The following is a 25,662-nucleotide window of genomic DNA, read 5'->3' on the forward strand; positions in this document are numbered from 1 at the left end:
ATTGCCGCTCCACGCCTGCTTCGGAAGGCGGTGCGGGGCGCGTCGCGGGATGAATATTGGTGTGAACCACTGACAGGGTCGGGGGTGCGGACCACAGGCGTACGCTGGCGCGATGGATGGTGAGCTGGCTTCGCTGGCCGATCGGCTGCGCGCCCTTCCGCCCTCGTGCGGGCCGGTGCGGCTGATCGCCGTGGACGGGCACGCGGGGTCGGGGAAGAGCACGTTCGCCGGGCGGCTGGCCGCGGCGCTGGGCGATGCGCCGGTGGTGCACACCGACGATCTCGCCACCCATGAGGAGCTGTTTGCCTGGAGCGAGCGTTTCCGTGCGCAGGTACTGGAGCCGCTGTCGCGGGGCGAGACGGCGCGGTACGGGATCTACGACTGGGTGCGCGGGGAGTTCACCGAGGAGCGCGAGCTGGCACCTGCGCCGGTGGTGCTGGTCGAGGGCGTCGGCGCGGGGCGGCGGGCGCTGCGGCCGCATCTGGCGTGCCTGATGTGGATGGAACTGGCGAGCGAACACTCATGGGAAAGGGGGCAACTCCGGGACGGGCCGGGGCTCTCCGCGTTCTGGAGTGGCTGGATTCCGGCGGAGCGCGCGCACTTCGCGAGCGATCCTTCGCGCCCGTACGCCGATTTCCTGGTGCACCAGGGGCAGTTGGGGTACGAGGTACTCGTGGGGCCTTCCTCGGCGCCGTGATCGGCCCCGTAGTTCACGCTCCGTAACAGACCTTGGCCGGCACACTCGGCAGCGCCGACAGGGTCCCGCCGAGTGCCCCAACTCGGCTTGACCTGGGGGGCGTACAGGACTTACGTTCTCAATGTGCGGTTCAACGGACCGCCCGCAGACGCGAAGCCCCCGGTTGTTCCCCCGTGATCGGGGGCTTCGTTCTGTGCGAAACCACTTTTTGCCGCCGCCGGGCGCCGCCTCTCCCTCACCCTGGGTCACCGCATTCTTCGCGCCGCGGCGCAGCGCCCGGTCGTCCGTTCTTGCCCCGCACCGCCCTCTACGGCCTGCACCGATCCCGCAGGTACGATGCGAGTCCGTGCCATCGCAGGCCACGGGACCGATGCGTGCGGCGACGGTCAACTCCCGCCCGCCGTATGCCGGTTCGGAAGGCTGCGGCCCGGCACTTGCCCGGAGGCACACACGGGGGACGTTTTGTGGGGGGACGGGATGGATGTCGGCACTCAAGGTTCGCCCGCCCCGGCCGAGCTCGCCTGGCTGCGCGCGGTCGACGCCTACACCGTAGGCGCCTATCCGCAGGCGGAGGAGGAGTTCCGGGCCGCGGTGCGGCTCGATCCGTCGATGGCCGACGCCTGGCTCGGCCTGCACGCGCTGCGCGCCGACACCTCCATCGCGCTGCTGCGGATGCACCGCCATCGCGACCGCTTCGGTGAGATGCGCGCCCGTCACCGACGCACCCTCAACTCCTGGTACTGGCTGGGCTGGTGGGTCCAGCCGGTGCTGGAGACCGGCCGTGATCTGCTGCTCGCCCACGCCTCCCACTGGCTCGACGGCCGCCATGTCGCCGAGCTGGACCAGGCGCTGGCCGGCTGCCCGCCGGTGGACACCGACCCCCAGGTGCGCTTTCTGCACGCCTGCCGCGCCTATCTCGTCAAGGACTGGGACCAGCTCGTACGGCACACCGAGCCGCTGCTGGGCGACCCGGTGCTGGGCATCGAGGCCGGGCTGTTCGGCGGGATGGCCCGGGTGCGGCTGGAGATGTACGGCCAGGCGGTGCCGCTGCTGTCCGCCGCGCTGATGCGGTGCCGCAGCGAGCAGCCGCAGCGCAAGGAGCTGCGCTACTGGCTCGCCCGCGCCCATGAGGGCACCGGCCGCAGCGCCGCCGCGCTCCCCCTCTACCGCGCGGTGCACCGCGTCGACCCGGCGTTCATGGACACCGCGGCGCGGCTCGCCGCCATCACGGAGGTGGACGGCCTGGACGAGGGCACGGATCTCGCGACGGTCTCCGCGTCCGGCCTCGGCCAGGAGGCCGGCGGCGATCCGGATCCGCCGGCCCCGCTCGACCCGGTCGACGGCCGTGAGCTGCTGGTGACCGGCGAGGCCGACGGGCCGGACGGCGAACCGGTCGGCGAGCTGGGCGGGGCGCCGGCCGGGGGCGATACCGCGGCCCGGGTCAAGGCCGCGGCCCCGGGGCCGCGCGGCGTCGAGCGGCTGCCCGCCGGGCCCGCCGATCCGGTGCTGCTGGAGAAGGCGCTGGCGGAGCTGGAGCGGATGGTCGGCATGGAGCCGGTCAAGCGGCAAGTACGGGCGCTGTCGGCCCAGTTGCGGATGGCGCGGCTGCGTGCGAGCCAGGGTCTGCCGGTGCAGCCCCCCAAGCGGCACTTCGTCTTCTCCGGCCCGTCCGGCACCGGCAAGACGACCGTGGCCCGGATACTCGGGCGGGTCTTCTACGCCCTGGGTCTGCTCGGCGGCGACCATCTCGTGGAGGCCCAACGGGCGGATCTGGTCGGCGAGTTCCTCGGCCAGACCGCCGTCAAGGCAAATGAGCTGATCGACTCGGCGCTGGGCGGTGTGCTGTTCGTCGACGAGGCGTACAGCCTGTCCAACTCCGGCTACAGCAAGGGCGATGCGTACGGCGACGAGGCGCTACAGGTGCTGCTCAAGCGCGCCGAGGACAACCGTGACCGCCTCGTCGTCATCCTGGCGGGCTACCCGGAGGGCATGGACCGGCTGCTGGCCGCCAACCCTGGCCTGTCCTCCCGCTTCACCAGCCGCGTCGACTTCCCCAGCTACCGGCCGCTGGAGCTGACCGCCATCGGCGAGGTACTGGCCGCCGAGAACGGCGACCGCTGGGACGAGGAGGCCCGCGACGAGCTGTGCAGCATCAGCGGCCATGTCGTCGAGCAGGGCTGGATCGACGAGCTCGGCAACGGCCGCTTTCTGCGCACCCTCTACGAGAAGAGCTGCGCCTACCGCGATCTGCGGCTCTCCACCTGGCGTGGCACGCCCACCCGCGACGACCTCGCCACCCTACGGCTGCCCGACCTGATGCAGGCGTACGGCGAGGTCCTCTCGGGGCGGGGCCCCGATATCCAGGGGCCGCCGAAGGGACCGGACCACTGAGGCCCGTGCCGGGAGATCTCCCCCGGACGGGCCTCTGCCGGGCAGCGCGCCGCGGGCTCAGCCCGCCAGCGCCCGGTCCTCCGTGGGCAGCGACGCCTCCTCGCGGGGCTCGGTGACGCGCTCCCCCGTGTCACGCCGGGCGGCGCGCGCGGCGGGAGCCCGGTGGTGGGACGGGTCACGGACCTCGCCGACCAGCATCTCCAGGACGTCCTCCAGGGCGACCAGGCCGAGCACCCGGCCGGTCGCGTCGGCGACCGCCGCCAGATGGGAGGCGGCCCTGCGCATCGCCGTCAGGGCATCGTCCAGGGGCAGCTCGGCGCGGAGCGTGGTCATCGGGTGCCAGACGCGCTGGGGCACCGCGCGGTCCCGCTCCTCCAGGTCGAGGACGTCCTTGACGTGCAGGTAGCCCATGTACGCGCCGCCGGACGCGCACACCGGGAAGCGGGAGTAGCCGGTGCGTACGGTCAGCTCCTCCACCTGGCGGGGCGTCACCGTCGGCTCGACGGTCACCAGGCCCGCCCGGTCGAGCAGAACATCCGTGACCGGGCGGCTGCCCAGCTCCAGCGCGTCGGAGAGGCGCTCCTGTTCGGCCGGTTCGAGCAGGCCCGCCTGGCCGGAGTCCTCGACCAGATGGGTCAGCTGCTCGCTGGTGAAGACCGCCTCGACCTCGTCCTTCGGCTCGACGCGGAAGATCCGCAGCACCCCTCGGGCGCATGCGCCGAGCAGCGCGGTGACCGGGCGGCACAGCCGCGCGAAGGCGACCAGACCTGGGCTGAACCACAGGGCGGTCTTCTCGGGCGCCGCCATCGCCAGGTTCTTGGGGACCATCTCGCCGATGACGAGGTGGAGGAAGACCACCAGTGCCAGGGCTATGACATAGCCGAGCGGGTGGACCAGCGCCGCGGGGAGCCGGACGGCCTCGAAGGCCGGCTCCAGGAGGTGGGCCACGGTCGGCTCGGCGACCGCACCGAGGGTCAGCGAGCAGACGGTGATGCCGAACTGGGCGGCGGCCATCATCTGCGGGAGGTTCTCCAGGCCGTGCAGCACCTGCCGGGCCCGTGTGGAGCCTTCCGTCGCCAGCGGTTCGATCTGGCTCCGGCGGACGGAGACCAGGGCGAACTCGGCGCCGACGAAGAAGCCGTTGGCGAGTACGAGCAGCACCGCGAAGAGCAGCTGGGCCAGGATCATCGGGCCACCTCCGCACCGACCGCGGCGGGCTCACGGGACGTCCCGGGGGCGACGGGCGCCGCAGCGGGTGCGGCGGGGGCGGTCCGTACGAGTCTTATCCGCTCGGCGCGGTGGTGCGACACCAGCCGCACCCGCAGCCGCCAGCCGTCGAGCTCCGCGGTGTCGCCGGGGGCCGGGATCCGGCCGAGTATGTGTGCCACCAGTCCTGCCACCGTCTCGTACGGTCCTTCGGGGGCGTCCAGGCCGATCCGCCGCAGGGTGTCGACCCGGCAGCCGCCGTCGGCGTCCCAGGCGGGGCGGCCGTCCTCGGGCGGGGCCTGGCCCAGTTCGGGCAGGTCCACGCCGTCGTGCTCGTCACGGACCTCGCCGACGAGCTCCTCGATGATGTCCTCCAGTGTGACGACGCCGGCCGTGCCGCCGTACTCGTCGACGACCACCGCGATCGGCTGCTCACTGCGCAGCCGCTCCAGCAGCGGCTGCACCGGCAGCGTCTCGGGCACCAGCAGCGGCGGCACGGCGATCCGTCCCGCCGGGGTGCGCAGCCGGTCGTGCGCGGGGACGGCCAGGGCGTCCTTGAGGTGCACCATGCCGACGACCTCGTCGAGCCGGGTGTGGTAGACGGGGAAGCGGGAGAGTCCGGTGGCGCGGGTGAGGTTGACCACGTCCTCGGCGGTCGCGGACGCCTGCAGGGCGCTGACCCGTACGCGCGGCGTCATGACGTTCTCCGCGGTCAGATCGCCCAGCGAGAGGGTGCGGACGAAGAGGTCGGCGGTGTCCTGCTCGATCGCGCCGGCGCGGGCGGAGTGCCGGGCCAGCGAGACCAGCTCGCCGGGCGTGCGGGCGGAGGCCAGCTCGTCGGTCGGCTCCACGCCCAGGGCGCGTACGAGGCGGTTGGCGACGGTGTTCAGCAGGGTGATCACCGGGCGGAAGAAGCGTGAGAAGGCCTGCTGCGGGCCGGCGACGACGCGGGCGACCTGCAGCGGCTTGGAGACCGCCCAGTTCTTGGGCACCAGCTCGCCGATGACCATCTGGACGGCCGAGGCCAGCAGCATGCCGATGACGACGGCGACGCCGGGGACCGCGCCCTTGGGCAGGCCGACGGCGAGCAGCGGGCCGTCCAGCAGCTGGGCCAGCGCGGGCTCGGCGAGCATACCGACCACCAATGAGGTGATCGTGATGCCCAGTTGGGTGCCGGACAGCTGGAAGGAGAGTTCTCGCAGGGCGGAGACGACGGTGTGCGCGCGGCGGTCGCCGTCGGCCGCGGCTCGTTCGGCGTCCGCCTTCTCGACGGTGACGAGTCCGAACTCCGCGGCGACGAAGAAACCGTTGGCCAGGATCAGGACGAGGGCCGCCGCGAGCAGCAGCAAGGGGCCGGTCATGCCGCCGCCTCCGTGGTATGCGGGGGTTGGGGAGGGGCGGCGCAGGTACTACAGGACGATCCGTCCATTGCCGGAGGGAGTCACTCCTCGGGTCGCAGTTGGCCCACTGAGGGGCGGGGCGCACGGCGCGCCCCGGAGAACAGAGTAAACAGCGGGGCCCGGATTAGGGCAGGCTCACCCGGCCGTGTGGTCGAGCGCACCGTGCTTCTCGGTGAGGTCGCGCAGCGCGCGGGCGTCCCGGATGGCCTGGTCCTTGGCGATGCCGGGCTGGATGCCCATGGCGGGCAGGCTGGTGCCGTCGGCGAGGTCGAGGTGGACCCAGGGGTCGCCGGCACGGAGGTTGACACGCAGGATCTGGGCCCAGGCCAGTTCGCGCTTGGTGGTGAGGTTGACCACCGTGACGCCCTCCTGCCGGGCGACCACCTTGGGGCGGCTGAGCAGCAGGAGGACGGCCAGCACCAGCAGTCCGGTGACGACGAAGCTGGCCCGCTCGCCGCCGCTCAGCTTCGGCAGCAGCAGCGCGATCGCGGTGAGGGCGGTGAGCTGGGCGATGCCGACGGCGTACAGGACGGCCCGGGTGCGGGTCGGCCGGAACGTCACCGGGAGGCTGGGCAGGGGCGCGGACACGTCGTCGGTCTTCCGTCGGTGGGTGAAGCGGTGCGTTCGGGTGGCCGGTGGCGGTGCGTCAGAGCCGGCAGGCGTGGATGCCGGTGGTCAGGATCGCGCGGGCGCCGAGGTCGTAGAGCTCGTCCATGATGCGCTGGGCGTCCTTGGACGGGACCATCGAGCGGACCGCGACCCAGCCCTCGTGGTGCAGCGGGGAGACGGTCGGCGACTCCAGGCCGGGAGTGAGGTCCACAGCCTTCTCGACGTGCTCGACACGGATGTCGTAATCCATCATCACGTAGCGCCGGGCCACCAGGACGCCCTGCATACGGCGGAGGAACTGGCGCACCTTCGGGTCGTCGTCCGGTGCGCCGGTGCCACGGATGACCACTGCCTCGGACTTCAGGATCGGCTCGCCGATGATCTCCAGGCCGGCGTTGCGCAGCGTCGTGCCGGTCTCCACCACATCCGCGATGATCTGGGCGACGCCGAGCTGGATGGCGGTCTCCACCGCGCCGTCGAGGTGGACGACGGAAGCGTCCACGCCGTTGTCGGCGAGGTGCTGGGTGACCAGGCCTGCGAAGGAGGTGGCGATGGTCATGCCACCGAACTCGCTGACGTCCTTGGCGGTGCCCGGACGCGTGGCGTAGCGGAACGTCGATCCGGCGAAGCCGAGCTGGAGGATCTCCTCGGCCGGCGAGCCGGAGTCCAGCAGCAGATCACGGCCGGTGATGCCGATGTCGAGCTTGCCGGAGCCGACGTAGACGGCGATGTCACGCGGGCGGAGGAAGAAGAACTCGACCTCGTTCTCGGCGTCGACCAGGACCAGTTCCCTGCGGTCCTTGCGCTGGCGGTAGCCGGCCTCATGGAGCATCGCCGACGCAGGCTCGGACAGTGAACCCTTGTTGGGGACAGCGATGCGCAGCATGAGAGCGAGTTCCTTTGCAGCTAAGGGTGTTGGGGTGGGTGCGGGGGCGGATCAGAGGTGGGCGTAGACGTCGTCGAGGGAGATGCCCTTGGCGACCATCATGACCTGGAGGTGGTAGAGGAGCTGGGAGATTTCCTCGGCGGCGGCCTCGTCGGATTCGTACTCGGCGGCCATCCACACCTCGGCGGCCTCCTCGACGACCTTCTTGCCGATCGTATGGACACCGGCCTGTACCAGCTCGGCGGTACGGGAGGTCGCGGGGTCGCCGGTGGCGGCCTTCTGCTGGAGCTCGGAGAACAGCTCCTCGAAAGTCTTCTTGGACATGATGGTGACTACCCTACGCGGTCGCCCGCTCTCCTCAGCGCCAGGGCTCGGACACGGAACGGAGCGTCGCGGCGGTGGCGACCGCGGCGGTGACCGCTTCGTGGCCCTTGTCCTCGGTGGATCCCTCCAGGCCGGCCCGGTCCAGCGCCTGCTGCTCGGTGTCGCAGGTCAGCACGCCGAAGCCGACCGGTACACCGGTGTCGACCGAGACCTGGGTCAGGCCCTGGGTGACGCCCTGGCAGACATAGTCGAAGTGCGGGGTGCCGCCCTTGATGACCACGCCGAGGGCGACCACCGCGTCATAGCCGCGGCCGGCCAGGACCTTGGCGACGACCGGCAGCTCGAAGGCGCCGGGCACCCGCAGCAGCGTCGGCTCGTCGATGCCGAGCTCGGTCAGGGCGCGCAGTGCGCCGTCCACGAGGCCGTCCATGACCTGTTCGTGCCATTGCGCCGCGATGACGGCCACCCGCAGGTCGCCACAGTTCTTCACGGTCAGTTCGGGTGCGCCCTTGCCGCTCACGGTTCTCCTCGTACGGGTGGTGGTGCTGGGGGTTCGGTGATGTCGTGCCGGGTGGTTACTGGTTGCCGCAGGTGGTCGCACGGTCGGAGTCCAGCCAGGGCAGGTCGTGGCCCATCCGGTCCCGCTTTGTGCGCAGATACCGCAGATTGTGTTCGCCGGCCTTGACGGGCATCGGCTCACGGCCGGTGACCTTGAGGCCGTGCCGCACCAGGGCGGCGGTCTTTTCGGGGTTGTTGGTCATCAGGCGCAGCGAGCGGACGCCCAGGTCCTGGAGCATCTGCGCGCCCGCGGCGTAGTCCCGGGAATCGGCGGGCAGCCCCAGTTCGAGGTTGGCGTCGAGGGTGTCGCGGCCGCGCTCCTGGAGTTCGTAGGCGCGCAGCTTGGACAGCAGTCCGATGCCGCGTCCCTCGTGGCCGCGGAGGTAGATGACCACGCCGCGGCCGGCCTCGGCGATCCGCTGCAGCGAGGCCTCCAGCTGGGGGCCGCAGTCGCAGCGCAGCGAGTGGAAGATATCGCCGGTCAGGCACTCGGAGTGGACCCTGACCAAGACGTCCTCGCCGTTGCCGAGCTCGCCGGCGACCAGCGCGATGTGTTCGACGCCGTCGACGGTGGAGCGGTAGCCGTACGCGGTGAACTCGCCGTGCGCGGTGGGCAGCCGGGTCTCGGCCTCGCGGCGGACGGTGGGCTCGGAGGTCTGCCGGTAGGCGATCAGATCCTCGATGGAGATGATCGACAGACCGTGCTTACGGGCGAACGGCACCAGCTCGGGCAGCCGCAGCATCGTGCCGTCCTCGCCGGCGATCTCCACGATGGCGGCGGCCGGGCGCAGTCCGGCCAACCGGGCGAGGTCGACGCCGGCCTCGGTGTGGCCGTTGCGGACCAGCACACCGCCGGGCCGGGCGCGCAGCGGGAAGATATGGCCGGGCCGTACGAAGTCACCGGCCACCGATTCCCCGGAGGCGAGCAGCCGCAGGGTGGTGGCGCGGTCGGCGGCGGAGATACCGGTCGAGACGCCGTGCGCCGCGGTGGCGTCGACGGAGACGGTGAAGGCGGTCCGCATGGACTCGGTGTTGTGCTCGACCATCTGCGGGAGTTCCAGCCGGTCCAGTTCCGGGCCCTCCATGGGGGCGCAGATCAGTCCGCGGCACTCACTCATCATGAAGGCGACGATCTCGGGGGTGGCCTTCTCCGCGGCGATGACGAGGTCGCCCTCGTTCTCGCGGTTCTCGTCGTCCACGACGACGACGGGGCGGCCGGCGGCGATATCGGCGATGGCCTGCTCGACGGGGTCGAGCACCAGGGATTCGGCGTCGTACCAGCTCTGCAGTGCGGTCATGCCGCTGCTCCTTCCAGGACGGGGCGGCCTTCGGCGCGCGAGCGCAGCCACCAGTCGCGCATGCCCCACACGACGAGGGCGAGATAGACGACGTAGACGAAGCCGGAGAAGACGAGCCCGCTGCTGAAGGCGAGCGGGACGCCGACGAGGTCGACCAGCAGCCAGGCGAACCAGAACTCGACCAGCCCCCGGGCCTGGGCGACCATCGCGGCGAGCGTGCCGACGAAGATGTAGGCGTCCGGCCAGGGGTTCCAGGACAGCTGCGGCATCAGGGTGAACAGACCGCCGACGGCCGCGGTGCCCACGACGGTGCCGCCGAGCAGCAGTCCGCGCTCGCGCCAGGTGGCGAACCGCACGGCGATGGAGCCGTCCTGGGCCTGCTGCCGGCCGCGCCGCCACTGCCGCCAGCCCCACAACGCCACGCCGATGACGAGGAGTTGCTTGCCGACGCCGCCGCTGAGGTGGGCGGAGGCATAGGCGGCGACGAGGATCACGCCGGACAGGAGCTGGGCGGGCCAGGTCCATATCGAGCGCCGCCAGCCGAGCGCCAGGGCGGCCAGACCGATGGTGTTGCCGATCATGTCCGACCAGATGACGTGCTGGCCGAAGGCCGTGAAGGCCACACCGTTCAGCGGGTCGAGGACGCTCACCGGTCCATCTCCTTGACTTCCTCAAGATCCTTGATGTCCGACGTGGGCGACGTGCCCTGGCCCAGCAGCCGCTCGACGTACTTGGCGAGGACGTCGACCTCAAGGTTGACCGGGTCACCGACCTTCTTGATGCCCAGGGTGGTCAGGGCGAGGGTGGTGGGGATGAGGCTGATGGTGAAGTAGTCGTCCGCGGCGTCGACCACGGTGAGGCTCACGCCGTCGACGGTGATCGAGCCCTTCTCGACGACATAGCGGGCGAGCGCCGCCGGCAGCGCGATCTTGACGATCTCCCAGTGCTCGGCGGGGGTGCGCTCGACGATGGTGCCTGTGCCGTCGACATGCCCCTGGACGAGGTGTCCGCCGAGCCGTCCACCGAGGGCCATCGGGCGCTCCAGGTTGACGCGCGAGCCGGCGGCCAGCGCACCGAGGCTGGAGCGGTTGAGGGTCTCGGCCATCACATCGGCGGTGAATTCACCGTCGGCGGTGTCCACGACGGTCAGACAGACGCCGTTGACGGCGATCGAGTCGCCGTGCTTGGCGTCCTCGGTGACGACGGGGCCGCGAAGTCGGAAGCGAGCGGAGCGACTGGGGGCACCCCCAGCGGTGGCTGAGGGACTGTCGCCGAGGTTCTCGACGGCGACGACCTCACCCAGTTCTTCGACGATTCCGGTGAACACTTCAGTTCTCCTCGTGGAGGGTGCGGCGGATGGGGGTGGCGGTGATACGCAGATCGGGGCCGAGCCGTTCGGTGTCGGTCACATCGAGCCGCAACGCCTGGGCGATGGTGGTGATTCCGGCGTCGCCGACGGCCGCCGGTCCGGCGCCGAGCAGCAACGGGGCGAGATAGCCGACGACCTTGTCGACGGCCTGGGCGGCGAGGAACGCCCCGGCGAGCGTGGGCCCGCCTTCGAGCAGTACGGAGCGGACATCGCGCGCGTACAGGGCCTGGAGCAGTGCGGGGATGGAGAGGCCGCGCCCGTCGGCGGCGCGCGGCAGCCGGAGCAGCGGGGCGAGGCCTTCGAGATGGGCGGCGTCGGCGTCCTCGGCGACCGCGACGAGGGTGGGTGCGGTGCCGTCCAGGACGCGGGCGCCGGCCTTGACGGCGGTGGCGCCGGAGTCGACGACGACCCGGAGCGGCTGGCTGATCTCGTCGTCGGACAGCCCGCTGATCCGGACGCCGAGCTGGGGGTCGTCGGCGCGGGCGGTGCCGGAGCCGACGATCACGGCGTCCGCGGCGGCCCGCAGCCGGTGCACATCGGCGCGTGACCGGGGCGAGGAGATCCAGCGGCTGGTGCCGTCGGCTGCGGCGATCCGGCCGTCGAGGGTGGCGGCGTACTTCCACAGCACGAAGGGACGGCCGCGCAGGACCGAGGTCAGCCAGGCCTCGTTGCCGGCGGTGGCCTCGTCGGCGAGGAGTCCGCCCTCGACGTCGATCCCGGCCTCGGCCAGGGTGACGGCGCCGCCGGTGGCGGTGGGGTTGGGGTCGGAGACGGCGTAGACGACCCGGGCGATCCCGGCATCGATCAGCGCCTGGGCGCAGGGGCCGGTGCGGCCGGTGTGGTTGCAGGGTTCGAGGGTGACCAGCGCGGTGCCGCCCCGGGCCCGCTCGCCGGCGGCGCGCAGTGCATGGATCTCGGCGTGCGGCCCGCCGGCCCGCTGGTGCCAGCCCTCGCCCGCCGTACGGCCCTCGGAATCCAGGACGACACAGCCCACGACAGGGTTGGGGCTGGTGTGCCCGAGGCCGCGCGCGGCGAGCTCGATGGCTCGGCGCATCGCCGCGGTCTCGACGGGGGCTGCGGTGGCCACCGGGTCCTCCTGCCTTTCAAGGCACGGACTCCGGGGCTGTCTGGAACGACAGAAGCGGAAACGACGCCACGGGGACACCGCGGCCGGACATACACGGACCCGTCCGGGAAAATGACCGGACGCGCCGCCGACGGCGGTGTACCGAAGCTCGCCCGCCGCGCACTGCCTCCCATCCGGACTTTCACCGTCGGTGCAGGAATTTCACCTGCTCAACCGGCCGCTGGCTGCGGACGGGTCGCGGACTATAACCGCCGGTTCGGAATTACACCGACCCCGGAGTGCGCTGCTGCTTTTATGTCAGTACAGCTTCAGTCTGCCACGCCTGATCGTCGCCCATGCGAGCGAAGCGCTGTGGGCTGCCTCACAGCGCCCGGCGCGCCGACTGTCACAGACGGCGCAGGTGATTCGTCATAGCGGAGAAGCACGCGCCCCACAGGGTGCGCATCCCCTCTCCCCCTCAAGGACTGATCCGCGATGGCGACAATTCTGGTGACCGGCGGCACGGGCACGCTCGGGCGGCCCCTGGTCGACCGGCTGCTCGACGACGGCCATGACGTCCGCTCGCTGAGCCGGCGGCCGCACACCGGCACCCAGCGGCCGCGGCTGCGGTCGTACGCGGTCGATCTGCACGACGGCACCGGCCTGGCCGAGGCGATGGCGGGCGCGGACGCGATCGTGCACTGCGCCACGACGCCGACCGGCGGTGACGCGGAGGCGGCCGGGCGGCTGGTCGAGGAGGCGAAGGCGGCCGGCGTCCCGCATCTGGTGTACATCTCGATCGTCGGGGTGGACCGGGTCCCGATCAGCTACTACCGCACCAAGCTCGCGGTCGAGCGGCTGATCGAGGACTCCGGTCTCGGCTGGACGGTGCTGCGGACGACGCAGTTCCACAATCTGGTGCTCGGGGTGATCAAGGCGGGCGCCCGGTCGCCGGTGCTGCCGGTACCGACGGGCATTAGGGTCCAGCCCGTCGAGGTACGCGAAGTGGCCGACCGGCTGGCCGAGTTGGCGGCGGGCGAACCGGCCGGCCGGGTCGCGGACATGGGCGGCCCGGAGGTACTGACGGCCCGGGATCTCGTACGGGCCACGCTGGAGGCGGGCGGGCGCCGCCGGCTGCTGATGCCGCTGTGGCTGCCGGGCTCGGGGGCCGCGGCGCTGCGCCGCGGCGGGAACCTCACACCGGAGCACGCCGACGGGCGGCGGACGTACGCCGAGTTCCTGGCCGAGCGCGCTCAGCCCGCGGGGGCGAACAGCTCGTTCTGAGCGGCGTCCATCGCGGCCAGCACCGCGCCCCGCAGGACCGCCCGCCCGCCGACCGCCCCGGCGCGTACGTCGGTGCGCAGCGGGGAGAGGCGGGCCAGATGGCCGGCGACCCGGTCGGCGAGCGCGTCGCCGCCGGCCAGGCCGATCTCGCCGCCGAGCACCACACACCCGGGGTCGAGCACGGCGCACACGGCCGCCACGCCGAGCGAGACCCGCGCGGCGAGCGCGTCGAGGAACGCGGCACCGGCGTCACCGGCGGCCACGGCGGCGCGCACCAGGGCCTCGGCGGGCGGTGCGTCGGTCTCGGAGGCGGCGTCGGCCTGGCTGCCGGTCCCGCCCGGGGCCCGGATGCCGTGTTCCGCGGCGAGTGCGCAGATCGCGGCGGAGCCGGCCAGCGAGTGGAAGCCGCCGTCGCAGCCGCTCGCGGAGGGCAGCGCTTCGGTGCCGGGGACCGGCAGAAAACCGATCTCGCCGGTGCCGCCGGAGGCGCCGCGCCGCAGCTTGCCGTCCAGGACCACCGCGGCGCCGGTGCCATGACCGAGCCACAGGAGGACGAAGGTGTCGTGGTCGCGGGCCGCGCCGTCGCGCTGCTCCGCGATGGCGGCGAGGTTGGTCTCGTTCTCCAGCAGGACCGGTACGGCCATCCGGTCGCGCAGTTCAGCGACCAGCGCGGCGTGCCAGGAAGGGATCCAGTCGATGCTGCCGAGCCGGCCGGTGGCGGGGTCGACCAGGCCGGGGGCGCCGACGGCGAGGGTGTGCGGATGGCCGGCGCCCGCCGCGGCGAGGGCCTTGTCCACCGCGGCGAGGGAGGCGGCGACGGCCGTGTCGGGGGTGTCGTCCGGGCCGATGGGGACGGTCTGCTCGGCGCGCACCTTTCCCAGGAGGTCGGCGACCGCGACGGCGACGCTGTGGGTGCGCAGATCGAGGCCGACGAGATGGGCCCGGTCGGCGACGATCCCGTAGAGCCGGGCGTTGGGGCCGCGCCGCTGCGCACCGCTCTCGCCGACCACGGCGATCAGACCGGCCTCCTGGAGGCGTTCGACGAGATCCGCCACGGTCGGCCGGGACAGACCGGTCAGCGTTTTGAGCTGACCCGCCGTCAGAGGCCCCTCGGACTGCAGGAGTTGCAGCGCCAGGCGATCGTTGATCAGCCGAGCGGTGGTCGGTGAGGCGGTGCGGCCGGCGGCCGCCGCGCGCGGTGCATGCATGACGGGATTCTTTCATCCTGTCGATCCGGTCTCTTATTATCAGGCAGGCTTCCTGATAGTTTACCGCCCATGGCTGGCACCGGCGTCCACGACGACGTCCTCCCCCTCACCAGCAACAGGCTGCGCCGCGCGCGCTGGGCCGTTGCCCTGGTGTTCCTCATCCATGGATCGGTCACCGGCAACTTCGCCACCCGCATCCCCTGGATCCAGGACCACACCGGCATCTCAGCGGGCCAACTCGGCCTGGCCCTCGCCTTCCCGGCGATCGGTGCGTCCCTGGCGATGCCGCTGGCCGGCCGGATCAGCCACCGCTTCGGCGCCCGCACCGCGCTGCGCGGTCTGCTCGCCCTGTGGACCCTCTCGCTGATCCTGCCCGCCCTCTCCCCCGGCCTGTACGCACTGTGCCCGGCGCTGCTGGTGTACGGGGCGTCCTCCGGCATGTCGGACGTGGCGATGAACGCGCTGGGTGTGGAGACCGAGGATCGGCTCGGCAAGCCGATCATGTCGGGGCTGCACGGCATGTGGAGCGCGGGCGCGCTGCTCGGCTCGGCGGTCGGCACCGTCGCCGCACACGCCGGGTGGGACGCCCGGCTCCATCTGACCGGCTCCGCGCTCGTACTGACCGTGCTCGGCGCGCTCGCCTGCCAGGGCGTACTGGATCTGCGCAGCGCCCCCGAGGAGCATCCGCCGCCCCGCTTCGCGCTGCCGCCCAGGTCGGCACTGATCATCGGGGCCATAGGCTTCTGTGCGGTCTTCGCGGAGGGCGCCGGCCTGGACTGGTCGGCGGTCTATCTCCGGGACGAACTGGGCACCGATGCGGGCCTGGCGGCCGCCTCGACCACCGCCTTCGCCTGCACGATGGCGATCGCGCGGCTGGCCGGCGACAAGGTGGTGGCCCGCTTCGGCGCGGTGCGCACGGTGCGGGCGGGCGGGGTGCTGGCGACGGCCGGCGGCCTGCTGATCGTCGCGGCGAGCCATCCGGCGATGGCGATGGCCGGGTTCGGCCTGGTGGGCCTCGGTATCGCGGTCGTCGTCCCGCTCGCCTTCGCGGCCGCCGGGCGCAGCGGTCCCGCGCCCAGCCAGGCGATCGCGGGCGTGGCCACGATCACCTACACCTCCGGTCTGATCGCGCCGTCCGCGATCGGCGGTATCGCCCAGGCGACCTCGCTGACCGTGTCGTTCATGCTGGTTTCGACGCTGACGCTCGGACTGGTGGTGGGCGCGCGGGTGTTGCGGGTGCCGGGGCGCGAGGCGCGCACACGCGTGGCGGAGCCGGCGACGGACCTGGAACCGTCGTGAGGTGAGCGGGGGGGGCGCGGATCGTCCGGTCCGCGCCCGCCCCTCAGGCCGCGTCGGCCTCCGTACCCGTCCCGCCGTCCGGGTCCGCCGGCCGCAGCAGCTCCGCGGCGATCGCGCGGGCGCGGTCCGACCACGGGGTGGGGCGCAGCGTCTGCGCGTCGACGCGGACAAGCACCCGGTGGCCCTGGGCGTAGGTCTCGGTGCCGTCGGCCGAGCAGAGCCGGAAGCCGTAGGTGAGACCGGTGCGGCCGAGGCGTTCGACCCACAGGTGCGCGGCGTAGTGGCCGGGGCGGGTGACCGGGCGCTCGTAGGAGACCCGCATCTCCTTGATGACGTTGCACATGTCGCCCGCGGCGGTCCAGTCGCCGTCGAAGCCGAAGCCCTGGCCGTGCCAGTACTCCGCCCAGGCGCGCTCGGCCAGCAGCGGGTAGCGGGAGTTGTGGAGCATGCCGAGCGCGTCGAGGTCGTCGAAGTGGACGGTGACGGGGACCAGCTGCCCGTACGGAACGGGGTGGGCGGCCTGGAGGGGTGCGACGCTCACGGGTTGACGCTCCTGTGGTTCTTGTGCGGTTGCCCCAGCGGTTGGTGCGGGTGGTGCCGCTGTGGCGGGTCGGAGCCATCGTAAGCGGCTGCTTAGAATGCTTTGTCCCCCCAATGTGAAGACCTCGTTACGAAGACCCCGTGACGAAGAAGTGGAGCAGTCATGGGCCTCGGCGTGCGCTGGACCGTGCATGGCGACGGGCGCAACCCGGCCCCCGGAGCCGTGGTCAGACCGGATGAGCGGCTGTCGTGGCCGCGCACCGTCGGCCTGGGCGCGCAGCATGTCGTCGCCATGTTCGGCGCGAGTTTCGTCGCGCCGGTCCTCATGGGGCTCGACCCCAACCTCGCGATCATGATGTCCGGTGTCGCGACGGTCATCTTCCTGCTGGCCACCCGGGGCCGGGTGCCCTCGTACCTGGGCTGTTCACTCTCGTTCGTCGGCGTCGCCGCGATCATCCGGGCGCAGGGCGGCACCAGCGCGACCGTCACCGGCGCGGTCCTGGTGGTCGGTATCGCGCTCTTTCTCGTCGGCCTCGCCGTGCAGCGGTTCGGCGCGCGGATCATCCATGCCGCGATGCCGCCGGTGGTCACCGGCGCGGTGGTGATGCTGATCGGCTTCAACCTGGCACCGGTGACGGCGAGTACGTACTGGCCGCAGGACCAGTGGGTGGCGCTGCTGACCATGCTGTTCACCGGGTTCGCCGTGGTCTGTCTGCGCGGCTTCTGGTCGCGTATCGCGATCTTCCTCGGGCTGGTCTTCGGCTACGCCGTCTCCTGGGTCTTCGACCGGGCCTTCGGGATGATCCACTCGGTGAACGGCGCGGGGAAGGTCACCGACCACTGGCGGCTGGACTTCTCCGCGGTCGGCAAGGCCGACTGGATCGGCCTGCCGTCGTTCCACGGCCCCACCTTCCAGTGGTCGGCGATCCTGGTCGCACTGCCCGTCGTGATCGCGCTGGTCGCGGAGAACGCCGGACACGTCAAGGCGGTCGGCGAGATGACCGGCGACCCGCTGGACGACGAGCTCGGCACCGCGATCTCGGCGGACGGCGCGGCCTCGGTGCTCTCCACCGCACTCGGCGGCCCGCCCAACACCACCTACTCCGAGAACATCGGAGTGATGGCGGCGACCCGTGTCTACTCCACGGCGGCCTACTGGGCGGCGGCCGGCTTCGCCCTGCTGTTCGGTCTGTGCCCGAAGTTCGGCGCGGTGGTGGCCGCGATCCCCGGCGGGGTGCTCGGCGGTATCACCGTCATCCTGTACGGCATGATCGGCCTGCTCGGTGCCCAGATCTGGCTGCACAACAAGGTGGATCTGCGCAATCCGCTCCACCTCGTGCCGGTCGCCGCGGGCATCATCATCGGCATCGGCGGCGTCAGTCTGCACATCAGCGAGCACTTCGAGCTGAGCGGTATCGCGCTGGGCACGATCGTGGTGCTCGTCGGCTACCACGCGCTGCGCGCCATGGCCCCCGCACACCTGAAGGTACAGCCGCCGCTGCTGGACGAGGGCGCCTCGTCGTACGACGAGGACTGAAGGGCGGCCCGGCCGGCCCCGGTACGGGGCGCGGCGCCGCTCAGGTCGCCGCGCCCCGCACCGCCCGCCCGGCTCAGCTGCCGAGCTTCCTGACCGCCTGGTAATACGTCCAGGCCAGTCCGTTGCAGGAGGTCTTCTTCGCGCCGGAGTAGCGCCCGCAGACCCGCTTCAGGTCCGCGTACAGCGCGCTGTCCAACCGGGGTTTGTCAGCGGTGAAGGTGCCCGCCCTCTTGTAGTTGCGGTAGCCGAAGTCATGCCGTGCGCAGGAGATCTCGAAGGGAAAGCCGAAGGGGTTGTCGGGGGACTTCGAGCAGTAATCCGTGGACCAGTCGAAGGCGTAGGCGGACCATTTCGACCGGTCGCCGCGGGCCGCCACCCAGTTGCCGTAGCTCGCCGCGTCGGTCTGTGTCCAACTCGCCAGCACCTGGGGTTTGTCGGCGGGCACCGCCCGGGGCGGGGCGGCGGCCAGCAGGGCCGTGATGCCCAGGAGCGGGGCGGTGAGTGCGGCGGAAAGTCTTCGGGACATACTCCAACCTCCGGAATTCTGCACCGCGTTCACCGCGGCGCTTCCTGGAACGTCGAAAGATATGGGGCTTTCTCAAAGGCCGTTGCCGCTCTTTGCGGATCAATGACAGAGCCACAAGAGGGCGCGCCGGTTATTACCCCGTTCCGGTCAACGGCAACCGGCATACGCCGATATCAGCAATCCGGATGTCACGCTGAGCCGATGACGACGATTCAGCAATACGGCGGCCCCGGCCGGCCGGACACGACCGAGGGGTCCGCGGCCGGTCCCCCCGACGGCGCGGACGCCGCGGCGAGGGGCGTGGCGGAGGTGCTGGCGCGGATGCGGGCGCTGGCGGCGGCGCTGCCCGCCGAGGACGGGGTGGCCGTCTTCAACGGGGTCTATCTGACCGTCACCGAAGCGGTGGCGGGGCGCATCGGGCACGGCACGTTCCAGGATCCGGTGGCCGCGGGCGAACTGGATGTGCGCTTCGCACGGCGCTATTTCGACGCGGTGGACGCCGCGGCCGCCGGGCTGCGGCCGCCGGCCTGCTGGCGGCCGCTCTTCCAGCTGCGCCGGCATCCGGGGGTGCATCCGCTGCAGTTCGCGCTGGCGGGGATCAACGCCCACATCGGCCACGATCTGGCGCTCGCGGTGCTGGACACCTGCCGGGCGCTGGAGTGCGAACCGGCCGCGTTGGAGACCGACTTCGACCGGGTGGGCGGGGTGCTGACGAGCCTGGAGGAGCGGATCCGTGAACGGCTGATGCCCGGCCCCGATGTGCTGGACGTCGCCGATCCGCTGACGCATCTGATCGGGTCGTGGAGCCTGGACAAGGCCAGGGACGGCGCCTGGGTGGCGGCCCGGGCGCTGTGGAGCGTACGCCGGCTGCCGGATGTGACGGAGGAGTTCACCGAGCGGCTGGATGCCGGGGTGGGCCTGGTCGGGCGGATGCTGCTGACTCCGCTGCCCGGCTGACCCGGCCGCCACCCCGGCCGCCACTCCGGCGCCGTGCCCCGGAACTCCCGTATCCCGGCGATACGTTGCGCGAGGAGCCCCGCGACACGAAGGAGTGCAGGTATGGCCATGCGACTCGGTCTGAGCCTTCCGCAGATGCGGCAGTACGACATCGGACGGGACGTGCCCGACGTGGCGCGGGCCGCGGAGCAGGCCGGTTACGAGAGCCTCTGGGTCTTCGAGCGGATCCTGTTCCCCGAACCCGCCACCCAGGGGCTGTACGGCATCCCGGGCCTGCCCTGGCCCGATCACTACCGCTCGGTGGCCGACCCGCTGGTGACGCTGACGCTGGCCGCGGCCGCCACGGAACGGGCGCGGCTGGGCACCAGCGTGCTGGTCGCCCCGCTGCACCTCCCGTTCCAGCTGGCCCGCACCCTCGCCTCACTGGACGCGGCGAGCGGCGGCCGGGTGGTCGCGGGCCTGGGCACGGGCTGGTCGCTGGACGAGTACAGGGCCGCCGCCGTCGCCCCGTTCGCGCAGCGCGGCAAGGTCCTCGACGAGCTGATCGACGTCTGCCGGACGGTGTGGGGCCCGGACCCGGTGGCGTACAAGGGGTCGCTGACCACCATCGCGCCGTCCGTCGTCGGCCCCAAGCCGAAGCGGCCGATCCCGATCCTGCTGCCCGCCACCAGCCCCCGCGCGCGGCGCCGGCTGGTCGACAGGGCGGACGGCTGGATGCCGGTCGGCATGGGCGCCGAGGCGCTCGCCACACAGTGGGAGCAGCTGCGGGAGCTGGCCGCGGAGCGGGGGCGAAAGGAGCCGGTGCAGAGCGTGTTGCGGGTCAACACCCGGCATACGGGCACGGCGTACACGGGCCCGGACCGCAGCCCCTTCCAGGGCAGCGTCGAGCAGATCGTCGAGGATCTGTTCGCGCATGCCGAGGTGGGCCTGGAGGAGATCCTCATCGATCTGCAGGGCGATGCCCGGGACGCCGAGGAGCTGAAGGATCTCGCGGCGGAGGTGTACGCGGCGGCACGGGAGGCCGGGGTCTAGCGGGGGCCTGCCGGGGGCGGCAGACGGGGCCCGGCGGTGCCGGGCCCCGTCCCGCTAGTCCTCGGGCAGTTCGACGGGCGCGATCTCGTCGTACACATCGCCCGGGCCCGGGTTGGTGGCGTCGGTGGCGCCGCCGAAGTGGTGCATCACGCCCCACACCGCGTTGAGCGCGGTCTGCACCGCGCCCTCGGCCCAGCCGGCCGTCCAGGAGATGTCGTCACCGGCGAGGAAGATGCCGCGCTTGTCCTCGGGGAGGCGGTCCTGCATGAAGTGGGTGAACAGCCGCCGCTGGTAGCGGTAGTGGCCGGGCAGGTTGGCCTTGAACGCGCCCATGAAGTAGGGCTCGTTCTCCCAGGACACGGTGACCGGGTTGCCGATGATGTGCTTGCGGATGTCGACCTTCGGATAGACCTCCGACAGCGACTTCAGCATGACCTCCATCCGCTCGTTCGCCTCCAGCGGCAGCCACTTGAGGCTGTCGTCGCACCACGTGTACGAGAGGCAGATGACGGCGGGCTGGTCGGGACCGTTGTCGAGCAGATACGTACCGCGCGTCATACGGTCCGTCAGCGTCATCGACATGACGTCCCGGCCGGTGTCCTCGTCCTTGTCCAGCCAGAACGGCCGGTCGACGGGCACGAAGAGCTTGGAGGACTCCATGTAGTGGGTGCGCTCCATCGCCGTCCAGTGGTCGATGGGGAAGAGCGAGTCATCGCAGGCGATCTTGCTCAGCAGCATCCAGGACTGCGCGGTGAAGACGGCGGCCTCGTAGGTGCGGATGTCGCCGTCGGCGTCGGTCACCGTGATGCGGTTGCCGGCGGTGCGGTGCAGCCGGGTCACGGCGGGGCGCGGCGTGCCGTCGTGCAGCGAGGACAGCGAGGTGCCCGGCGCCCAGTGGACGATCTTCGCCGGCTCGCGCTCCCACAGGCGCAGCGGCAGCTGCTGGCTGCCGCCGACGATGCCGCGGTGGTGGTCGTCGGCCTCGGTGTAGACGACCCGCAGGATCTCCAGGATGGAGTTGGGGAAGTCGGTGTCCCAGCCGCCGGTGCCGAAGCCGACCTGGCCGAAGATCTCGCGGTGCCGGAAGGACTTGAACGCCTCCGACTCGCACAGGAACCCGTAGAAGGTCTGGTTGTCGAGCTTCTCGACGAGCCGCGCCCAGATCTCGCGGATGCGCGGCACATCGCGCTCACGCATCGCCTGGTTCATGTCGGAGAAGTCGGCGCCCTCGTCCAGGCAGGCGTTCCACGCGTTCATCACGTCGCGGTAGACCTGCGGGAGGTCGTCGACGGTGACGGCGTAGTGCGACTCGCCCTTGAGGTCGACGACGGTCGACGGGGTGTCGGGGGCGAGCGGGTTGGGGAACGGCGAGGTGTGCAGGCCCACCAGGTCGATGTAGTGCTGGAGCGCCGTCGAGGACGGCGGGAAGCGCATGGCGCCCATCTCGGCGGTCAGGCCGGCGGCCTCGGACGGGGTGCCCTCGAAACCGACGGTGCGCAGCCGGCCGCCTATCTGGTCCGCCTCGTAGACGACGGGCTTGAGGCCCATCTTCATCAGCTCGTAGGCGGTGATGATGCCGGAGAGGCCGCCGCCGATGACCGCGACCTCCTTGCCGTGCTCGACCGCGGGGATCTGGCCGAGGCCCGCCGGGTGGGCGAGGAAGTCGTCGTAGGCGTACGGGAAGTCCGGGCCGAACATGGTGATCGGCGGCTGAGCATCCGCGTGGTGGGCGGCGGTGGGCACCGTGGACGTCATCGGGGACGGACTCCTTGCAGGCAGGGCACAGCAGGCGGGGCGGGGCACGGCGGCGCGGGCCGGGGGGACGGCCGGCGCCGGTACGGAGGGGGGAGAGGGGGGTCAGGTCACGTCAGCGGGCCGTACAGCTCCGGCCGCCGGTCGTGCAGATACGGGTTGTCCGCCCGGGATTCCTTCAGGAAGACGGGGTCGACCTCGGCCCGCACCAGCTGCTCGGTGCGGCCGGCGCGGGTGCGTACGACACCGTCCGGGCCGGCCAGGCAGCTGAGGCCGACGAACTCGAACTCGCCTTCCACTCCGACCCGGTTGACGTACGCGACATACATCTGGTTCTCGAAGGCGCGGACCGGGATGACGGACTCGGCGACGAACTGGAAGGGGTGCATCTGCGCGGTGGGCACCAGCAGCAGGTCCGTGCCGGCCAGCGCATGCGCCCGGACGTTCTCCGGGAACTCCACGTCGTAGCAGATCATCACGCCGATCCGGACGCCGGACAGCTCGGCCTGGACGACGGTCTGCTCGCCCGGGGTGAACCATTCGCGCTCGAAGCAGCCGAAGAGATGGGTCTTGCGGTAGTTCGCGAGGCGCTCGCCGCCGGGGCCGATGAGCTGCGCGGAGTTGTAGACCGCGGCGCTGTCGGGCTCGTCGTGGGCGGCGCGCTCGGGGTAGCCGTAGAGCACCGCGATGCCGTGTTCGGCGGCGATCTTGCCGATGGCCTGTGCGCTGTCGCCGTCGGCGGTCTCGGCGAGGCGGTGCACATCGCCGCCGATGGCGTAGCCGGTCAGGAACAGCTCGGGGCAGGCGAGCAGTCCGGCGCCGGTCGCGGCCGCCGCACGGGCCGCGTCGTCGAGCACCCGCAGATTGTGCGCGACATCGCCGGGCCGGCCCGAACTCTGGAGCAGGGCGGTGTGCAGCGACGTCATGGGACCCCTCGGCGGAAAGGTTCGGGCGGGACGCATTGACGGTACGGGCCGCCGGCGATCCGGGACAAGGCGCCAGCGTTGCGCGCCGATGGACGATTCATTGCGCGTTCAAGGGACTCTGCGGCGATTCGTTGCGTCCGGCGTTCGCGCAGGTGGGGGCGGGGGTGCGGGGCGTCGGTCGGAGGGCGGGTGGGCCCGTGGCCGGACGGGCGGGGCCCGCCCTTCCGCCGCGCGGCAATGCCGGGTCATTCTCGCCACCGGCGTGGCGTCGGCGCCTGTCGAGATCCTGGAGAGCGGTGACGTCACGGTCGTGCCGTGGCAGGTGAAGCACTGACGGACTCCGGGCCGACCGACTCCGCGACCGTCCGCCGTACGAGTCCGCGCAGCCAGCGGTGTCCCGCGTCGGCCTCCTGACGGGGATGCCAGGCCATGGCCATGTTCATCGGCGGCAGGTCGAACGGCATCGGCAGGGTGCGCAGCCCCAGCGCGCGGACCGCCCGTGCCGCGATCCGCTCGGTGGCCAGGCCGACCGCGTCGCTGTCGCGGACCATCATCAGGGCGGCGGCGAAGGTCGGGACGGTGGCGATCACCTTGCGGCGCAGCCCGCGTGCGGCGAGCGCCGTGTCGATGGGGCCGGTCAGCCGGCCGCGGCGGGAGAAGTTGATGTGCGGGGCGTCGGCGAAGCGGCGCGCGGTGAGCGTCACAGTGGTGAGCGGATGGCCCTCGCGCACCACCACGATGCCGTGGTCGGCGAACAGCTCCTCGGTACGGATCTCCGGTTCGCGGCTGTCGATGACACCCAGCTCCAGATCCGCGGCGCCGTCACGCAGCAGCGGCAGATCGATATGGCTCTCGCCGAGGAAGCGCAGTACGACCCCGGGCGCCTCCTGGGCGACGCGGGCGACCAGCTGTGGGCCGACGGCGGTGACGAAGAGATCGTTGGCGTTGATGGTGAAGACCCGGGCCAGCTCGGCCGGGTCGGCGGGCGCGGACGGGGCCAGTACGCCGTGTGCGGCCTCCACCAGACGGCGCACCTCGGCCCTGATCTCCAGGGCGCGCGGTGTCGGCACCATGTGGCGGCCGGCGCGGACGAGGACCGGGTCGCCGATGGTGCGGCGGATCCGGCCGAGCGCGCGGCTCATGGCCGGTCCGGAGAGGCCGAGCCGGTCGGCGGCCGCGGTGACGCTCTCCTCTTCGAGCAGGGCGTCCAGCGCCGTCAGCAGGTTGAGGTCGATGTTTGCGTTTCGCGCAATCATGGAGTGCATACCTTGCATTTGAGGTCAACTCACCAGGACTCTAGCGTCCCTGTCATGACCTCGACCGCTTCTCCTCCGGATTCCCCTCCCACGACCGCCGCCGCGCCACCTGCGCGGCGGCGGTCGGTGACGGCCACGATGTGCGCCTGTGTGCTGGTCGCGCAGTCGCTGGTGGCCGCGATGAATCTGGCGATACCCAAGATCGCCGCGAGTGGACTGCACCCCTCCCCCGCCCAGCTGCTGTGGATCGTCGACACCTATGTGCTGGTCTTCGCGGGGCTGCTGATTCCGGCCGGCGCGCTCGGCGACAGGTTCGGCCGCAAGGGCGTGCTGCTGACCGGCCTCGGGGTGTTCGCGGCGGGCGCGCTGCTGAGCGCGCTGGCGAACGGTCTGCCGGTGCTGCTGGCGGGCCGCGCCGTCTCGGGTGCGGGCGCCGCGCTGCTCGTCCCGGCGACCATGTCCGTACTGCTGCACGCGGCCCCGCCCGACCGCAAGGCCGGGGCTGTAGCCGCCTGGAGCGCGGCGGTCGGCATCGGCGGGATGGTGGGCAACGCGGGCGGCGCGTTGATCCTCCAGTACCTGCCCTGGCAGGGGCTGTTCTGGGTGTACGTGCCGGTGGCCCTGGCCCTGCTGGTCCGGGTCGCGCAGTCCGCGCCCCGCGTCCCGCGGCAGACCGCGGCGCTCGACGTGCCGGGCTCGGCGCTGCTGGTCCTCGGGGCGGCGGCGCTGCTCTTCGGGATCATCGAAGGCCCGGGCCTTGGCTGGACCTCGGCCCCGGTGACCGGCGCCTTCGCCCTGGCGCTGGTGCTGTTCGCGGTGTTCGTACGGCACGGACTGCGCGCCGCGCACCCGGTGCTGGACCCGCGGCTGTTCCGGCTGCCGCGGCTGCGGGCCGGCAGCATCGGCATCGCCGTCACCTTCTTCGGGATGTTCGCGCTGTTCTACGTCAACGCGCAGTTCCTGCAGTACGTGAAGGGCTACTCACCGCTCCAGACGGGCTGTGCGATCGTGCCGCTGGCCTTCGGGATGATGGCGGTGACGAAGTACGGCATGCGCTGGGCAGCGCGGGCCGGCGAGGCCAGGACGGTCGGTGTGGGTCTGGCGCTGATCGCGGCCGGGCTACTGCTGCTCTCCACCGCCGACGCCGGTACGCCGTACCTCCTCTACCTGGTGTTTCTCCTGACGATGTCGGCCGGTGCGGGCCTGGCGATGCCGACGCTGTCGCATGCGATCGTGGCGTCGGTGCCGGCCCGCCGCTCGGGGATGGGCTCCGGACTCCAGGGCGCGGCAAGGGAGTTGGGGGCGGCGCTGGGTATCGCGGTGGTGGGCACCGTCCTGTCGGTGCGCTTCGCCTCGGGCACCGGGCACGGCGCCGCGCCGGCCACCGCGTTCACCGATGCCACGGCGCTGGGCTACCGCATCGCGGCGGGCGTGGTGCTGGTCGTGGGCGTCGCCGTGGTGGCCGGCCTGCGCACCGGCGCAGGAGCCGATCACAGCACCGGGCTTGACCTGAAGCGCGCTTGAGGCAGCAGGCTCTCCTC

General features: G+C 71.9%; 24 protein-coding genes and 1 riboswitch. Of the genes, 8 read left to right on the top strand and 16 right to left on the bottom strand.

The features are described 5' to 3' along the window. Positions 1–112 precede the first annotated feature (112 nt). On the top strand, positions 113–697 hold the full coding sequence (locus KI385_RS09210) for a uridine kinase family protein (RefSeq protein WP_238571717.1): 585 nt from the start codon (positions 113–115) through the stop codon (positions 695–697). 477 nt (positions 698–1,174) lie between these two features. Further along, positions 1,175–3,088, top strand: a complete 1,914-nt coding sequence (locus KI385_RS09215) for an AAA family ATPase (protein WP_238571718.1) — start codon at positions 1,175–1,177, stop codon at positions 3,086–3,088. 57 nt (positions 3,089–3,145) lie between these two features. On the opposite strand, the gene KI385_RS09220 is transcribed toward KI385_RS09215, so the two are convergent. The 10 genes from KI385_RS09220 to ribD form a co-directional block, all read right to left on the bottom strand. Beyond that, complete coding sequence (locus KI385_RS09220) at positions 3,146–4,276, bottom strand: hemolysin family protein (RefSeq protein WP_238571719.1); 1,131 nt, start codon at positions 4,274–4,276, stop codon at positions 3,146–3,148. Continuing rightward, positions 4,273–5,655, bottom strand: a complete 1,383-nt coding sequence (locus KI385_RS09225; RefSeq protein WP_238571720.1) for a hemolysin family protein — start codon at positions 5,653–5,655, stop codon at positions 4,273–4,275. Before KI385_RS09225 ends, KI385_RS09220 begins: the two co-directional genes overlap by 4 nt. 174 nt (positions 5,656–5,829) lie before the next feature. Further along, complete coding sequence (locus tag KI385_RS09230; protein ID WP_238571721.1) at positions 5,830–6,282, bottom strand: PH domain-containing protein; 453 nt, start codon at positions 6,280–6,282, stop codon at positions 5,830–5,832. A 58-nt stretch (positions 6,283–6,340) separates the two neighbouring features. Continuing rightward, positions 6,341–7,189 (bottom strand): ATP phosphoribosyltransferase, encoded by an 849-nt coding sequence (gene hisG / locus KI385_RS09235; protein WP_128509034.1) that lies wholly within the window; start codon positions 7,187–7,189, stop codon positions 6,341–6,343. Positions 7,190–7,240: 51 nt separating this feature from the next. Continuing rightward, positions 7,241–7,513 carry a phosphoribosyl-ATP diphosphatase gene (locus tag KI385_RS09240; RefSeq protein WP_086720687.1) on the bottom strand — a complete coding sequence of 91 codons (273 nt, stop codon included), beginning with the start codon at positions 7,511–7,513 and terminating at the stop codon, positions 7,241–7,243. 34 nt (positions 7,514–7,547) lie between these two features. Next, on the bottom strand, positions 7,548–8,033 hold the full coding sequence (gene ribH, locus KI385_RS09245) for a 6,7-dimethyl-8-ribityllumazine synthase (protein WP_128509033.1): 486 nt from the start codon (positions 8,031–8,033) through the stop codon (positions 7,548–7,550). 55 nt (positions 8,034–8,088) lie between these two features. Next, on the bottom strand, positions 8,089–9,369 hold the full coding sequence (locus KI385_RS09250) for a bifunctional 3,4-dihydroxy-2-butanone-4-phosphate synthase/GTP cyclohydrolase II (RefSeq protein ID WP_281066814.1): 1,281 nt from the start codon (positions 9,367–9,369) through the stop codon (positions 8,089–8,091). Further along, positions 9,366–10,019 carry a nicotinamide mononucleotide transporter family protein gene (locus KI385_RS09255; RefSeq protein WP_238571722.1) on the bottom strand — a complete coding sequence of 218 codons (654 nt, stop codon included), beginning with the start codon at positions 10,017–10,019 and terminating at the stop codon, positions 9,366–9,368. The genes KI385_RS09250 and KI385_RS09255 overlap by 4 nt, the downstream gene beginning before the upstream one ends. Continuing rightward, entirely contained in the window at positions 10,016–10,696 is a 681-nt protein-coding gene (locus KI385_RS09260) for a riboflavin synthase (protein ID WP_238571723.1), read from the bottom strand. Before KI385_RS09260 ends, KI385_RS09255 begins: the two co-directional genes overlap by 4 nt. 1 nt (position 10,697) lies before the next feature. Further along, complete coding sequence (ribD, locus tag KI385_RS09265; protein WP_238571724.1) at positions 10,698–11,825, bottom strand: bifunctional diaminohydroxyphosphoribosylaminopyrimidine deaminase/5-amino-6-(5-phosphoribosylamino)uracil reductase RibD; 1,128 nt, start codon at positions 11,823–11,825, stop codon at positions 10,698–10,700. Positions 11,826–11,980: 155 nt separating this feature from the next. Continuing rightward, positions 11,981–12,111, bottom strand: a riboswitch (FMN riboswitch). 188 nt (positions 12,112–12,299) lie between these two features. Between ribD and KI385_RS09270 the strand changes: the two genes are divergently transcribed. Then, a complete protein-coding gene (locus KI385_RS09270; protein ID WP_238571725.1) occupies positions 12,300–13,088 on the top strand; it encodes an SDR family oxidoreductase in 789 nt (262 codons plus the stop codon). Here KI385_RS09270 and KI385_RS09275 read toward each other — a convergent pair. Continuing rightward, positions 13,058–14,296 (bottom strand): ROK family transcriptional regulator, encoded by a 1,239-nt coding sequence (locus KI385_RS09275; protein ID WP_238571726.1) that lies wholly within the window; start codon positions 14,294–14,296, stop codon positions 13,058–13,060. The two genes, KI385_RS09270 and KI385_RS09275, sit on opposite strands and share 31 nt — an antisense overlap. A gap of 69 nt (positions 14,297–14,365) precedes the next feature. Here KI385_RS09275 and KI385_RS09280 point away from each other — a divergent pair, with 69 nt between their 5' ends. Next, positions 14,366–15,595, top strand: coding sequence for an MFS transporter (locus KI385_RS09280; protein WP_238571727.1), 1,230 nt, complete (start codon positions 14,366–14,368; stop codon positions 15,593–15,595). A gap of 43 nt (positions 15,596–15,638) precedes the next feature. On the opposite strand, the gene KI385_RS09285 is transcribed toward KI385_RS09280, so the two are convergent. Beyond that, entirely contained in the window at positions 15,639–16,136 is a 498-nt protein-coding gene (locus KI385_RS09285; protein ID WP_238571728.1) for an acyl-CoA thioesterase, read from the bottom strand. Positions 16,137–16,298: 162 nt separating this feature from the next. On the opposite strand from KI385_RS09285, the gene KI385_RS09290 reads away from it, so the two are divergent. Next, positions 16,299–17,672 (top strand): uracil-xanthine permease family protein, encoded by a 1,374-nt coding sequence (locus tag KI385_RS09290; protein WP_238571729.1) that lies wholly within the window; start codon positions 16,299–16,301, stop codon positions 17,670–17,672. A gap of 73 nt (positions 17,673–17,745) precedes the next feature. On the opposite strand, the gene KI385_RS09295 is transcribed toward KI385_RS09290, so the two are convergent. Beyond that, the gene (locus tag KI385_RS09295; RefSeq protein ID WP_238571730.1) at positions 17,746–18,198 is read right to left on the bottom strand and encodes a phospholipase; all 453 of its coding nucleotides are present in this window, start codon (positions 18,196–18,198) and stop codon (positions 17,746–17,748) included. Between the two features lie 201 nt (positions 18,199–18,399). Here KI385_RS09295 and KI385_RS09300 point away from each other — a divergent pair, with 201 nt between their 5' ends. Together KI385_RS09300 and KI385_RS09305 are read left to right on the top strand one after the other, a co-directional pair. Then, positions 18,400–19,155, top strand: a complete 756-nt coding sequence (locus tag KI385_RS09300; RefSeq protein ID WP_281066815.1) for a DUF5995 family protein — start codon at positions 18,400–18,402, stop codon at positions 19,153–19,155. 102 nt (positions 19,156–19,257) lie between these two features. Further along, a complete protein-coding gene (locus KI385_RS09305) occupies positions 19,258–20,187 on the top strand; it encodes an LLM class F420-dependent oxidoreductase (RefSeq protein WP_238571731.1) in 930 nt (309 codons plus the stop codon). 54 nt (positions 20,188–20,241) lie between these two features. Here KI385_RS09305 and KI385_RS09310 read toward each other — a convergent pair whose 3' ends face one another. From KI385_RS09310 to KI385_RS09320, 3 genes are all read right to left on the bottom strand, one after another. Further along, complete coding sequence (locus KI385_RS09310) at positions 20,242–21,942, bottom strand: flavin monoamine oxidase family protein (protein ID WP_238571732.1); 1,701 nt, start codon at positions 21,940–21,942, stop codon at positions 20,242–20,244. Between the two features lie 107 nt (positions 21,943–22,049). Then, positions 22,050–22,865: a carbon-nitrogen hydrolase family protein gene (locus KI385_RS09315; RefSeq protein WP_238571733.1), complete on the bottom strand. Its 816-nt coding sequence runs from the start codon at positions 22,863–22,865 to the stop codon at positions 22,050–22,052. A gap of 302 nt (positions 22,866–23,167) precedes the next feature. Further along, positions 23,168–24,121, bottom strand: a complete 954-nt coding sequence (locus KI385_RS09320) for a LysR family transcriptional regulator (protein ID WP_238571734.1) — start codon at positions 24,119–24,121, stop codon at positions 23,168–23,170. Between the two features lie 54 nt (positions 24,122–24,175). On the opposite strand from KI385_RS09320, the gene KI385_RS09325 reads away from it, so the two are divergent. Beyond that, entirely contained in the window at positions 24,176–25,645 is a 1,470-nt protein-coding gene (locus KI385_RS09325) for an MFS transporter (protein WP_238571735.1), read from the top strand. The last annotated feature ends 17 nt before the right edge of the window (positions 25,646–25,662 follow it).

The sequence above is a fragment of the Streptomyces inhibens genome, from assembly GCF_022221585.1.
In the GTDB taxonomy this organism is placed as follows: Bacteria; Actinomycetota; Actinomycetes; order Streptomycetales; family Streptomycetaceae; genus Streptomyces; species Streptomyces inhibens.